This window comes from Bacillus sp. FSL W8-0116, from assembly GCF_038003825.1.
GTDB lineage: Bacteria > Bacillota > Bacilli > Bacillales > DSM-4216 > Bacillus_O > Bacillus_O smithii.
In genome coordinates this window covers 479,771-493,556 of sequence record NZ_JBBOPY010000001.1, presented here as the reverse complement: position 1 = coordinate 493,556, position 13,786 = coordinate 479,771, and the positions used below count along the sequence as shown (strand labels likewise).

The window sequence follows — 13,786 nt, the reverse complement described above, 5'->3', positions numbered from 1 at the left end:
GAAAAAATACGTGTCGATAACATCTTTGGATGGTAAGCGTTTTGCGGAAATGATCATTGCCGGTGCCAATAACTTGGCTGCCAATGCACAAATGGTCAATGCATTAAACGTATTCCCTGTTCCTGACGGCGACACGGGAACAAACATGAATTTGTCTATGACTTCCGGAGCTAAGGAAGTTCAAGAACATTTAACAGATCATGTAGGTAAGACTGCGGCTTCCCTTGCAAGAGGATTATTGATGGGAGCGCGCGGCAACTCAGGTGTGATTCTTTCCCAATTATTCCGTGGGTTTGCTAAAGCAATTGAACAAAAAGAATGGATCAATAGCCAAGAATTCGCTAATGCTTTTGAAGCTGGAGTAGATACAGCTTATAAAGCGGTCATGAAGCCGGTAGAAGGAACGATATTAACGGTTGCGAAAGATGCTGCAAAAAAAGCCGTTCTAACGGCTAAGCATGAGCGCGATATTGTGAAAGTGACGGAAGCATTGCTGAAAGAAGCGAAAAGCTCTTTGAAACGAACCCCAGAATTGCTCCCGGTGTTAAAGGAAGTGGGGGTAGTCGACAGCGGAGGACAAGGGCTTGTCCTTGTATATGAAGGATTTTTAGCCGCTTTAAAAGGGGAACAATTACCCGGAACTCCTGCGATTGAACCGACGCTTGACGAACTCGTCAAAGCGGAACATCATAAAGCTCAAAGCTTCATGAAAACAGAAGACATTGTGTATGGCTATTGTACGGAGTTTATGGTTCGTTTGGAAAAAGAGAAACTCAAAGATCATCCATTTTCAGAAGAAAAATTCCGGGAAGACCTTAGCCAATTTGGCGATTCTCTGCTTGTTGTTGCAGATGACGAAGTGGCTAAAGTACATATCCACTCGGAACGACCTGGTGAAGTGCTTACATATGGACAGCAATATGGAAGCTTCATTAAAATAAAAATCGAAAACATGCGTGAACAGCATAGTCAAATTGTAGGGGAAACCCACCAACAGCTGCATACGGATACAAAGAAGAAAGAGAAACAGCCGTATGGGATTGTAACGGTTGCCATGGGAGAAGGAATTGCTGAAATGTTCAAGAGCATAGGAGCTTCTGCAGTCATTCCTGGCGGACAAACGATGAATCCAAGTACGGAGGACATCGTCAAAGCGGCGCAGGAAGTTAACGCTGAAAAAGTCATCATTCTCCCGAATAATAAGAACATTATTTTAGCAGCGGAACAGGCAAAAGAAATGATTGATGCAGAAGTAGTAGTGGTCCCTTCGAAATCGGTTCCCCAAGGAATAGCCGCTCTGCTTGCTTTTCGTTCAGACCAAAGTTTGGAGAAAAATCAGGCAGCTATGGCGGAAGCGATGGCTCATGTTAAGACGGGACAAATTACGTATGCCGTTCGAGATACGGCGATTGACGGCGTTTCCATTGCTAAAAATGATTTTATGGGCATTTTAGATGGAAAGATTGTAACGACCAGCAAGGATAAAATGGAAGCTGCCATACATTTAATTGAGAATATGGTGGAAGAAGATAGTGAAATTGTCACCATTTTTTATGGTGAAGATGTTTCCAAAGAAGAAACAGAAGAACTCGTTGCTTTCATTGAAGAGAAATATGAGGATTTGGAAATAGAAGTTCATAATGGAAAGCAACCGCTTTATTCTTTTATTATTTCGATTGAATAGGAAAAGGAACTAAATCGAATATTGGGAAGTCGACGAATAGAAGGGGATATTCCCCTTCTATTTCGTATGGAAATCATTTTAATTAAAAAAATGATTTCGTTGGGAAAGATGGAATATGGCGGCTGTGTGAAATGGGACTATTGACCCTTTTTGAATTCGATCACGAAACAGAAGGCTTTAGCCAAAGAAAAAAAAGTGATAGAAAGGTGCTGCCTCTGTCAAAAGTATCTTTGCCATTCACGATAATAGATAGTCACAGCAGAAGGGGGGTATGCGGTGGCTCTCCTGGTCGGAGATGTCCGTATTAAGGGGGGAGACATCGCAAAATAACCGTGAATAATCTGCTTTCTCGAGACGTTGGTGTTTTAAAAGGGATCGGTAAAGAAACAGCCCATTCGCTTGCGGAAATGAACATTTACTCCATTAAGGACTTATTGGAATATTTTCCTTACAGGTACGAAGATTACCGCTTGAGAGACTTGGCCGATGTCCCTCATGAAGAGAGGGTAACGGTCGAAGGGAAAGTTCACAGTGATCCTTCTGTCATGTATTACGGTCGGAAAAAATCACGTTTAACGTTTAAACTTCTTGTAGATCGCTATTTAGTGACAGCGGTCTTTTTCAATCAGCCCTTTTTAAAGAAAAAAATCAAACTGAACGATACGATCACAGTCACCGGAAAATGGGATCGCCACCGTCAAACGATCACCGTGCAACACTATCATCTCGGTCCCTACTCATATCGCAGCGAATTTGAACCGGTATATTCTTTAAAGGGAAACATCACGTCCAATATGTTGAAAAAATTTATTGCAACCGCCCTTAATGAATATGGAGATTATATTCGAGAAAATCTACCGACCGCATTTCTTGAAAATTATAAATTACCGGGTCGCCGGGAAGCCATTCGGGCGATGCATTTCCCGAAAAACGCGCAGGAATTAAAACAGGCGCGCCGTCGTTTTGTGTACGAGGAATTTCTATACTTCCAATTAAAAATACAGGCGTTGCGAAAATTTGAGAGAGAGCATTCAAAAGGTCAAGAGCAACATTATGATGTAAAAAAACTTAGAGAATTTATTCAACATTTGCCATTTCCTCTGACTAATGCTCAGAAACGTGTGATCAATGAAATTTGCGCCGATTTAAAATCGCCTTACCGTATGAACCGATTGCTTCAAGGAGATGTTGGTTCGGGAAAAACCGTCGTGGCTGCCGTTTGTTTATATGCAACGATTACAGCAGGCAATCAAGGAGCCTTGATGGTGCCTACGGAAATATTGGCGGAACAGCATACGTCGTCTTTACGTGAACTTTTTGAACCTTTTGACGTCACCGTTGAGCTGCTTTCAAGTTCTGTAAAAGGAAAGAAAAGAAAACAGGTGTTGGAACAGCTGGAAAACGGAGACATTGATATTTTGGTAGGTACTCACGCTCTCATACAAGAGGATGTGAATTTCAAACAATTAGGCACGGTCATTACGGATGAACAGCATCGATTCGGAGTTGAGCAGAGAAGAGTGTTGCGGGAAAAAGGAGAAAATCCCGATGTGTTGTTTATGACGGCGACGCCGATACCGAGAACGCTGGCGATCACCGCTTTTGGAGAGATGGATGTGTCCGTCATTGATGAAATGCCAAAAGGACGAAAAGCGATTGAAACGTATTGGGCAAAGCATGATATGTTTGAACGTGTTCTAGCCTTTATGGAAAAGGAGCTGCGACGAAATAAGCAGGCATATGTGATCTGCCCGCTGATTGAGGAATCTGAAAAGCTGGACGTGCAAAATGCTATCGATATTCATGCCCAATTAACCCATTATTTTCATAACCGCTACAACATCGGGCTGATGCACGGACGACTAAGTGCCGAGGAGAAAGACCAAGTGATGAATGCATTTAGTCGCAATGAAATTCATGTTCTTGTTTCCACAACTGTTGTCGAGGTCGGAGTGAATGTTCCAAATGCTACCATTATGGTGATTTATGATGCTGATCGATTCGGACTTGCTCAGCTGCATCAATTAAGGGGACGTGTTGGACGAGGAAATGAGCAATCGTATTGTATTCTAATCGCTGATCCTAAAACAGAAGTAGGTAAAGAACGTATGAAAATTATGACGGAAACGAACAACGGGTTTGTTTTAAGCGAAAAAGACTTGGAATTGCGCGGACCGGGAGATTTATTTGGGAAAAAACAAAGCGGGTTGCCAGATTTTAAAGTGGCTGATGTCGTTCATGATTATCGTGCGCTGGAAACAGCCCGGAAAGATGCGGCCGAGCTTATCCAGTCAGATGCTTTTTGGACCACCGAAGAATACGAACCGCTGCGCATGTATTTACAAGAGTCGGGAGTCCTGTCTGGAGAAAAGCTGGATTAACCAAAAAAGAGAGGTCGTTTCCTTCCGCATCCTTTACTCTCACTCGTCGGGAGGAAAGATTTGAATGATTGTCTCGGTTGAGGAAGAAAAACGTTTACAAATTACTGACTGAATGCCAATATGATCTTGCATTCTATATTTTTTGATTATATACTACTGTTAGTACCTAGTACTAATATCGGATGGTGTATAATATGAGATTATCCAAAAAAGAACGACAAAAAAGGCTCCAGGAGACAATTGAAGACAATCCTTTTATCACCGACGAAGAATTAGCAGAACGATTTCGTGTGAGTGTGCAAACCATTCGATTAGATCGTATGGAACTTTCCATCCCGGAGTTGCGGGAACGGATTAAACACGTGGCAGAAGAGCGATTTCGGAACGAAGTCCGTTCTCTCTCGATTGAAGAAGTGATCGGTGATATTGTTGATATAGAACTTGATAAGAGCGCCATCTCCATTTTTGATGTGAAAGAAGAACATGTTTTTAGCAGAAATAAAATTGCCAGAGGCCATCATCTTTTTGCCCAAGCCAATTCGCTTGCAGTCGCTGTGATCAATGATGAGCTTGCTCTTACGGAAAAAGCCAACATTCACTTTACCCGTTCTGTCAAAGAAGGAGAGAGGGTAGTAGCAAAGGCGAAAGTATCAAATCCTCAAACGGAAACGGGAAGAGCGATTGTGAAAGTAAGAAGTTATGTTGGACAAGAGCTGGTATTTTATGGAGAATTTACTATGTTTCGTTCGAAATCAACAACAAAGGATGAAGAACTATGAAAATAGCAGTAGACGCCATGGGCGGTGACAACGCCCCGAAAGAAATAGTGCTGGGAACAAACAGGGCTTTAGAAGAGTTTCCGGATTTAGAAATTGTTTTGTTTGGAAAAGAACAAGAGATTAAACAGTATTTAAAAGCAAGCGATCGAGTGAAAATTGTACATACGGATGAAGTCATTCTGGGGACGGATGAACCCGTAAAAGCAGTTAGAAGGAAAAAAAATTCATCCATGGTTTTAATGGCTGAAGCGGTAAAATCAGGAGAAGCAGATGCGTGCGTGTCTGCCGGAAACACAGGGGCTTTAATGGCCACGGGACTGTTCGTGGTTGGAAGAATTCCGGGAATTTCCCGTCCGGCTCTCGCTATCACGTTGCCGACAGTTGACGGAAAAGGCTTTTTAATGCTTGACTTGGGAGCCAATGCTGAAGCAAAACCGGAGAACTTGCTTCAATATGCTTTGATGGGGACGATATACTCTGAAAAAGTTCGGGGAATATCCCGTCCGCGGGTAGGACTTTTGAATATTGGAACCGAAGAGAAAAAAGGAAATGAACTGACGAAATCGACATTTGATCTATTGTCCCATACAAATCTCAACTTTACGGGCAATGTGGAAGCAAGAGATTTGCTTCAGGGGGCAGCGGATGTCGTTGTGACAGACGGATTTACCGGAAATATGGTGTTAAAAACAATCGAAGGAACGGCTCTTTCTGTTTTTTCTATGACAAAAGAAGTCATGCTGTCGTCATGGAAAACAAAATTGGGAGCTAGCTTGATGAAATCGGAATTATCAGGGCTGAAAAAGAAAATGGATTATTCGGAATATGGAGGCGCCGGGCTCCTTGGGTTGAAAGCACCAGTCATTAAGGCTCATGGATCTTCCAACGCCACAGCTTTTTATAACGCCCTTCGCCAGGCGCAGGAAATGGTCAAATACAACATAACCGGAATTGTGAAGGAAGAAGCGGAAAAACTGCAAAATCAAGAAGCGTAAGGAGAGACAAGAATGGGAAAAATAGCCTTTGTATTTCCTGGACAAGGATCACAAACAGTTGGCATGGGGAAGGAATTGGCACAACAAGATCAGGAAGCTGCCGCCCTTTTCGCTAAAGCAGATGAAAAACTTGGTTACTCGTTAAGCGATATTATGTTCAATGGTCCTCAAGAGACGCTCACACTGACGTACAATGCTCAGCCGGCTTTATTGACTGTAAGTTCGGCGCTAGTGAACAGGCTCAATAAAGAGGGAATTCATGCCGATTATGCCGCTGGACACAGTCTGGGAGAATATTCTGCGTTGACTTATGCCGGAGCTCTCCGTTTCGAAGATGCCGTTTATACTGTGCACATGCGTGGACGTTATATGGAAGAAGCAGTTCCGGCAGGTGTAGGGACAATGGCTGCCGTGTTGGGCATGGAGCGTGAAGAACTGCTGAAAGTGACGGAAGAGGTATCGCAAGGCGGGGATAGTGTCCAATTAGCCAATTTGAACTGTCCTGGGCAAATTGTCATATCAGGGACAAAAAAAGGCGTCGAAACAGCTGGAGAACTGGCCAAGGAACGTGGAGCTAAAAGAGTCATTCCACTGCAAGTGAGCGGACCGTTCCATTCTAGTTTAATGAAGCCTGCTACAGAAAAACTGGAAAAAGTGTTGGATCAAATAGAGATTCATGACTGCAAAGTCCCGGTAGTCGCCAATGTGGACGCCCGTCCGGTTCAACTTGCCAGCGATATTCGTGCTAAGCTGTTGGAACAGCTTTATTCTCCTGTATTGTGGGAAGATACCATTCAAACACTTTTGGAGCTGGGGGTTGATACTTTTATTGAAATTGGACCGGGAAAAGTACTGTCTGGTTTGATTAAAAAAGTGAACCGCCGAGTTCGTACATTCGCCGTTTCGGACGAAGAATCGATTCGGTCCACCGTTCAAGAACTGAAGGAGGGAACAGTGTGAGATTAGAAGGAAAAGTGGCCCTTGTGACAGGGGCTTCAAGAGGAATCGGCCGGGAAATAGCGCTTGAGTTTGCAAGAGAAGGAGCCGATGTAGCTGTTAATTACGCTGGCAGTGAAGAAAAAGCCCGTGAAGTAGCCGAAGAAATTAAAGCAATGGGAAGAAAAGCACTCCTTGTTCAATGTGATGTTTCGGATAGTCAATCTGTTCAAGATATGATAAAATCAGTTGTCGATTACTTTGGTGGTTTAGATATCCTTGTCAATAACGCTGGTATTACGAGAGATAATTTGATTTTGAGAATGAAAGAAGAGGAATGGGATGCTGTCATCAACACGAACTTAAAAGGTGTCTTTTTATGTACAAAGGCAGCAGCACGGGCCATGATGAAGAAAAGAAGTGGTCGCATTATCAATATTTCCTCTATTGTCGGGATTACTGGAAATCCAGGTCAAGCGAATTATGTGGCAGCCAAGTCAGGGGTAATCGGTTTAACCAAAACCACCGCGAAGGAGTTTGCTTCGAGGGGAATTACGGTCAATGCGATCGCGCCTGGATTTATATCTACTGATATGACTGAAAACCTGCCAGAAGAAGTAAAAGAAGCCATGATCAAACAAGTTCCTCTTGCTCGAATAGGGGAGCCGAAAGAGATTGCAAGAGTGGCCTTATTTTTGGCGTCGCCTGATTCCAGTTATATGACTGGGCAAATATTGCGGGTTGACGGAGGAATGGGCATGTGATATAAGAGTTAAGTCGAAGTATTTGAGGGGAGGTGAGTAGAATGGACGACGTTTTAGAACGTGTAACTAAAATTGTTGTGGACCGCCTAGGAGTGGAAGCATCTCAAGTGACGCTTGATGCTTCTTTTAAAGAAGACCTTGGTGCTGATTCTCTTGACGTGGTAGAACTTGTCATGGAATTGGAAGATGAATTTGAAATGGAAATTTCTGACGAAGAAGCTGAAAAAATCGTAACAGTCGGTGATGCTGTTAATTACATAAAAAGTAAACAATAATCGTCAGAAGTTTAAAGCGGTCGCTCGTCCTTCCAAAGGAGGCGGCTGCTTTTTTTGTAAGAATCTTTGTTTCAAACACATTTATTCCCATATACGATTTTTTCTAATCCGCCTGTATACATATCGCAAATGGCAATTGTTTAACGGAAGAAATGACATTTCACATTCCATTCGTCAGAACACATGAAGGATCAACGATGATCGTCTTTCCATAACAAATGATTGAATGTCCATGACCATAATGCTCGAAAAGTTCAACTATATAAGTTGAATTAAAGATTTACAACTGAACACACAAACGATCGATCGTTTGTTCTGGTTTCTGGTTGATTCGCTGAATAAAGGCTTGGACATTCTTTCTAATTTCTTGCACACTCGAATAGAACACGTTGTAAATCACGTCTGATTTCAGCCATTTCCATAGCCCTTCAATCAAGTTCAATTGCGGACTGTATGGTGGCAAAAAGACGAGCTCTAACCGATCTTCGTGTTCTTTTAAAAATGGCTGAATGAGTTTGGCATGGTGAATTCGAGCGTTATCTAAAATCATCACTATTTTGCCTGTGGGATAGCGTTCTAACACAAGTTGAAGAAATCGAAGAAATGTTTCCGCGTCATAGCATTCTTCTTCGATGCAAAACACTTCCCCTGTTTCGTAGTTCAACGTGCCAATCAGCTTCAGCCCTTGATGTTTTCCAAACGTCGGAATGATTCGTTGTTTTCCTTTGACAAACCATGTTTTTTGAATCGCTTGGTAATCACGAATCATCGACTCATCTTGAAAGAGGACATGGGCGATGTTCCCATCTACCAGTTTTTTTTTACTTCAGGGAAGGTGATTTCGACGAATTCTTTTTGTTTCTCTTCATCGGCATTGGCTAGTGTATAGGTCGGTTTCGTATAGCTTAGCCCTAACCGATGCAGAATGTCACTTGTTCCGCGAAGCGTGTATGTTGGCCCCCACTTTTGTTGAATGAGTTCAGCGATTATCGCAAGCGTCCAATTATATTTTGCTTCGAATCCCACATCTACGGGGAGCTGATGTTCAATGATCAAAGCCAGCTCTTTTTCCTGCTCAGGGGTCAATCGACGTGGGGCGCCAGGTGAGTATTTCATCTCCAGTCCATCAAGACCGCGCTGGGCGTAGGCATGAATATAGTTATAAATAGTTTTCTTGGATCGACCAATAATCGTTGCGATTTCTCCTTTGGTATATCCCTGCAAATGAAGATAAATCGCTTGGTAGCGTTCATATGCTCGTTTACTTTTTGCTTCTTTCATGGCAGTGGACAACTTTTCGATCTCGTCTTTGTGATTTGGCATCATATTTTCTCTCCGTTCCCCTATTTTCTCTTTGTATTTATTCGCCGTGGAACGGGAGAAAACCTTTATTTCAATTTATATAGTCATCAGTTTTTTTCATTAACTCTGATGAAAGTTGCACTTTTACACTGATTATTTCAGAAGGCTCTGTGCCGAAAAGAAAATTGGGAAAACATTTTGCGCTGAAAGGATATTTCGTCTAAACTTGTTATGTGAGTGAAGATGGAGGCATTCAGACTAAGAAGTTTTTCATTTTATGCTAGTGGAGGAACTTTGTAATGAGGAAACAATCCAAAGAAGACAAGAGAATAGAAGAGCAGCGATTTCGGCAGCTGCAAGAGAAGCTTGAAATTGATTTTCATGATCAAAGCCTTTTAATGCAAGCCTTTACCCATTCATCTTATGTGAATGAGCATCGAAAAAAGCCACACGATGATAACGAAAGGTTGGAGTTTTTAGGAGATGCAGTGCTGGAACTGACGGTATCCAATTATTTATTCAACAAATATCCTTTCATGAGCGAAGGTGAATTAACAAAGCTGCGTGCGGCGGTTGTATGTGAACCTTCCCTTGTCGGATTCTCCAACGAACTGCAATTCGGTCAATACATTCGATTGGGAAAAGGAGAAGAGATGACTGGAGGACGAACGCGGCCTGCTTTGCTCGCTGATGTGTTTGAAGCGTTCATAGGGGCTCTTTATCTTGATCAAGGATTAGAGGCTGTTGTCCAGTTTTTGGAAAAAATCATGTTTCCTAAAATCGATGCCGGTGCTTTTTCTCATGTGATGGATTTTAAAACTCAGCTTCAGGAAATGGTTCAAAGGGACGGAAACGGTATTTTAACGTATCGTATACTGCAAGAAAAAGGACCTGCCCATCATCGGGAATTTGTTTCTGAAGTTGCCTTAAACGGTCAGGTTCTCGGCGTAGGGACAGGGCGGTCCAAGAAAGAAGCGGAGCAGCGTGCCGCCGAACAAGCATTGTCTAAACTAAAACAAAATCAGAAATGACAGGGGGAAAATAAATGTTCCTCAAACGATTGGAGATCGTTGGCTTTAAATCGTTTGCTGACAGAATCACCATTGATTTTGTTCCTGGTATAACAGCAGTGGTTGGGCCAAACGGGTCGGGGAAAAGCAATATTACCGATGCCGTCAGGTGGGTATTAGGAGAGCATTCTGCAAAGTCGCTCCGCGGATCAAAGATGGAAGATGTTATTTTTGCTGGAAGTGATACCCGAAAAGCCTTAAATTTTGCGGAAGTTACGTTAGTTCTCGATAATGAAGATGAATTTTTGCCACTGGAATATAATGAAATCAGTGTCACTAGAAGGGTGACTCGATCTGGTGAAAGCGAGTTTTTTATTAACAAACAGCCATGCCGATTGAGAGACATTGTCGAGTTGTTCATGGATTCCGGTCTTGGCAGGGAAGCTTTTTCTATGATAGGACAGGGCCGCGTAGAAGAAATTTTGAACAGCAAGCCGGAAGACAGACGAAGCATTTTTGAAGAAGCAGCGGGAGTGTTGAAATACAAAACGCGCAAAAAAAAGGCAGAGGCCAGATTGGCTGAAACAGAAGAAAATCTGAACAGGGTCAATGACATTTTGCACGAACTGGAACACCAAGTAGAGCCGCTCAAAATTCAAGCTTCTATCGCCAAAGATTATCTTCAGAAAAAAGAGGATTTAGAAAAGGTGGAAGTGGCTTGCATCGTTTATGAGATTGAAGAATTACATAAGCGATGGGAAAAATTGAGCAGCGAGCTGGATAGTCATAAAAAAGATGAAATGGCTCGATCGGCCGAAATTCAAAAAAAGGAAGCTAGGCTTGCGGAGTTGAGGGATCGGCTGACGGCATTGGATGAATCCATTAGTGATTTGCAAAATGTTTTGTTGGCGGCCAGTGAAGAATTGGAGAAACTGGAAGGGCAAAAAAAGGTATTAATAGAAAGAAAGAAAAATGCGGCTCAAAACGAAAGCCAATTAAGGCAAAATGTTATCGAACTTATAGAACGTCTTCAATCTTTGCAAAACGAAAAAGAGCTTCTTAAACAAGAAACGGAAAACTGTAAAGAGGAAGCGCTCGCCTTAAAACAATCACTCGCTGATAAACAAAAACAATTAAACGAGCTGGCCGACGACGTAGACGAACGGATTGATTCATTAAAAACCGATTATATCGATCATTTAAACAATCAAGCGTCTATCAAAAATGAGCTGCAGTACATTGAACAGCAATGGCAGCAATATGAAGCTCGCCAACAAAGGCTGACGAAGGAAAACGAAAAATATTTAAGCTCTCGTACTGAATTTGAAAACGAAAGAAAAAATTTAGAAAACGAGTTGAAACGAATTGAACTTGAGTTGAATCAGCACATTCATTCTTTCCAAACGGAAAAACGAACGCTTGAAGCACAGAAACAAAAATATGCGAAATTGGAATCGAATTTATATCAAGCCTATAAAATTCTGCAGCAAGCCAAGTCTCGTAAAGAAATGCTCGAAACGATGGAAGAAGAGTATGCCGGCTTTTTCCAAGGCGTAAAAGAAGTTTTGAAAGCTAAAAATTCGGTTCTTCATGGAATTGAAGGAGCGGTGGCTGAACTGATTGAAGTCCCGAAAGAATTGGAAAAGGCCATCGAGACAGCTCTCGGCAGTGCTACGCAGCACATCGTGACGGTGGACGAGCGTTCTGCCCGTGAAGCTATCGGCTTTTTGAAGAAGCATCATTACGGCAGGGCGACTTTTTTGCCGTTGAATATCATAAAAGGCAAATCGATTTCCAATGACCTGATTGCATTGCTGCGATCGGATAGCCGTTTTGTCGGAATTGCGGCAGAATTGATTCGTTGTGAAGATAAATATCGTGACATCATTTCCAATTTGTTAGGAAATGTTGTGATCACGACGGATTTAAAAGCAGCTAATGATCTGGCTAAAAAACTTGGATACCGATTGCGGATGGTAACGCTTGATGGCGATGTCGTCAACCCCGGAGGTTCCATGACAGGAGGAGCAGTTAAACAAAAGAATGCTTCCATTTTAAGCCGCAAAAATGAGCTGGAATCTTTAAAGCAGGAAATCGAAATCATGGAACAAAAAACAATGGAGGCGGAAAAAAAGGTAAAGGAATTAAAATCGGAAATCCAATCCCGCGAAGCTCATTTGGAAGAAATGCGAAAAGATGGGGAAAAGCTTCGTTTGCAGCAGCAAGAATGGAAAGCCAAATGGCGTGAAAACGAAATGGTCTTTGAGAATCTAAATGAAAAACTGGCCGTGTACGATTTGGAAAAATCGGAATACGAGCGGGAAAAACAAGCGTTGACAGAGCGAAAAGAGTCTTTGCTTCGATCTCTTGAAAATACAGAATCTGCGTTGAAGAAAATCAATGCTGAATTAGAACGTCTGACAGAGCAGAAATATCATGAGAAAGAATCAAAAGAAAAACTGCAAAGTGAAATCAGCGATTTGAAAGCATTATTGGCGGTTAAAAATGAGCAGCTTAACGCACGCAAAAAAGAACTTCAAAGAGTAGAAACGGAGATTGAAGCAGCATCCAACAAACAAAAGCAATTGGAAAACGATTTGAACGATCTGCAGTCCGAAATGGTGAACAGTGAAGACGGGGAAGTTCAAGTGGAAGCAGCTGCTAAGCAAAAATCCCAAGATAAGGAAGAGACAGCACGTCTCATCTCATTGAGAAGGGAAGAACGATTCAAGCTTCAGCAAATCATTGAAGATGAAGAACTTGAATTAAAAGAATTAAAACGAATTCATAAAGGTCTTGTCGAAGTTGTTCAAGATGAAGAAGTAAAGATTAATCGTTTGGATGTCGAACTAGAAAACCGTCTTTCCGTTTTAAATCAAGAATACAAGCTGACATTTGAAGCGGCAAAAGAACATTATCCGCTTACGATTCCCATTGAAGAAGCTCGCAAGCAATTAAAACTAATCAAATTGGCGATTGAGGAATTAGGGACGGTCAATTTGGGAGCGATAGATGAGTATAAGCGGATTTCCGAACGTTATTCCTTTTTGTTGGAACAAAAAAATGATCTTCAAGAAGCGAAAGAAACACTCTATCGTGTGATCTCCGAGATGGATGAAGAAATGGCTCGACGTTTCGAAGAGACCTTCACTGCTGTACGTAAACAATTTGGCTCGGTTTTTTCGCAATTGTTTGGTGGAGGAAGAGCTGAATTAAAATTAACAGATCCTGAGCATATGTTGACTACCGGTATTGAAATAATTGCTCAGCCTCCAGGAAAAAAACTGCAAAATTTGGGGCTTCTCTCCGGCGGAGAACGGGCGCTTACGGCCATTGCATTGCTCTTTTCGATTTTAAAAGTACGTCCCGTTCCATTTTGCATTATGGACGAAGTAGAAGCAGCGCTTGACGAAGCCAATGTCTATCGCTTCAGCCGTTATTTAAAGCAATTCAGCGAAGAAACACAGTTTATTGTCATCACTCACCGAAAAGGTACAATGGAAGAAGCCGATGTGCTGTATGGAGTCACAATGCAAGAATCAGGCGTATCAAAGCTCGTTTCCGTCCGGTTGGAAGAAACGAAGGAATTGTTAAAAGTGTAAGAAACACTTTTTCTTGCTGTCTCATTTTGAACTTTTTCTTTTAAGAATCAAGCAATCT

At 42.1% G+C, this 13,786-nt stretch carries 10 protein-coding genes; 9 read left to right on the top strand and 1 reads right to left on the bottom strand.

Annotated features, from left to right (window positions below; all coding sequences use genetic code 11):
• Positions 1 to 10: 10 nt before the first annotated feature.
• From N1I86_RS02285 to acpP, 7 genes are all read left to right on the top strand, one after another.
• Positions 11 to 1,684 (top strand): DAK2 domain-containing protein, encoded by a 1,674-nt coding sequence (locus N1I86_RS02285; RefSeq protein WP_341094754.1) that lies wholly within the window; start codon positions 11 to 13, stop codon positions 1,682 to 1,684.
• Between the two features lie 332 nt (positions 1,685 to 2,016).
• Entirely contained in the window at positions 2,017 to 4,065 is a 2,049-nt protein-coding gene (gene recG, locus N1I86_RS02280) for an ATP-dependent DNA helicase RecG (protein ID WP_341094752.1), read from the top strand.
• Positions 4,066 to 4,259: 194 nt separating this feature from the next.
• On the top strand, positions 4,260 to 4,844 hold the full coding sequence (gene fapR, locus N1I86_RS02275; protein WP_341094750.1) for a transcription factor FapR: 585 nt from the start codon (positions 4,260 to 4,262) through the stop codon (positions 4,842 to 4,844).
• Complete coding sequence (gene plsX / locus N1I86_RS02270; protein WP_048623138.1) at positions 4,841 to 5,839, top strand: phosphate acyltransferase PlsX; 999 nt, start codon at positions 4,841 to 4,843, stop codon at positions 5,837 to 5,839. Before fapR ends, plsX begins: the two co-directional genes overlap by 4 nt.
• Before the next feature lie 12 nt (positions 5,840 to 5,851).
• Positions 5,852 to 6,799 carry an ACP S-malonyltransferase gene (gene fabD, locus N1I86_RS02265; protein WP_003354542.1) on the top strand — a complete coding sequence of 316 codons (948 nt, stop codon included), beginning with the start codon at positions 5,852 to 5,854 and terminating at the stop codon, positions 6,797 to 6,799.
• Positions 6,796 to 7,539 (top strand): 3-oxoacyl-[acyl-carrier-protein] reductase, encoded by a 744-nt coding sequence (gene fabG, locus N1I86_RS02260; protein WP_341094747.1) that lies wholly within the window; start codon positions 6,796 to 6,798, stop codon positions 7,537 to 7,539. The genes fabD and fabG overlap by 4 nt, the downstream gene beginning before the upstream one ends.
• A gap of 41 nt (positions 7,540 to 7,580) precedes the next feature.
• Positions 7,581 to 7,814 (top strand): acyl carrier protein, encoded by a 234-nt coding sequence (acpP, locus tag N1I86_RS02255; RefSeq protein WP_003354545.1) that lies wholly within the window; start codon positions 7,581 to 7,583, stop codon positions 7,812 to 7,814.
• Positions 7,815 to 8,094: 280 nt separating this feature from the next.
• Here the strand turns inward: acpP and N1I86_RS02250 are convergent.
• Positions 8,095 to 9,140 (bottom strand): IS630-like element ISBs2 family transposase gene (locus N1I86_RS02250; RefSeq protein ID WP_076611651.1). Its coding sequence is split into 2 segments (ribosomal slippage): positions 8,095 to 8,634 and positions 8,637 to 9,140, totalling 1,044 coding nucleotides; the frame shifts between segments, so codons are not numbered across the junction.
• A gap of 275 nt (positions 9,141 to 9,415) precedes the next feature.
• On the opposite strand from N1I86_RS02250, the gene rnc reads away from it, so the two are divergent.
• The gene (gene rnc / locus N1I86_RS02245; protein WP_341094745.1) at positions 9,416 to 10,147 is read left to right on the top strand and encodes a ribonuclease III; all 732 of its coding nucleotides are present in this window, start codon (positions 9,416 to 9,418) and stop codon (positions 10,145 to 10,147) included.
• A gap of 14 nt (positions 10,148 to 10,161) precedes the next feature.
• Positions 10,162 to 13,728 (top strand): chromosome segregation protein SMC, encoded by a 3,567-nt coding sequence (gene smc, locus N1I86_RS02240; protein ID WP_341094743.1) that lies wholly within the window; start codon positions 10,162 to 10,164, stop codon positions 13,726 to 13,728.
• Positions 13,729 to 13,786: the final 58 nt, after the last annotated feature.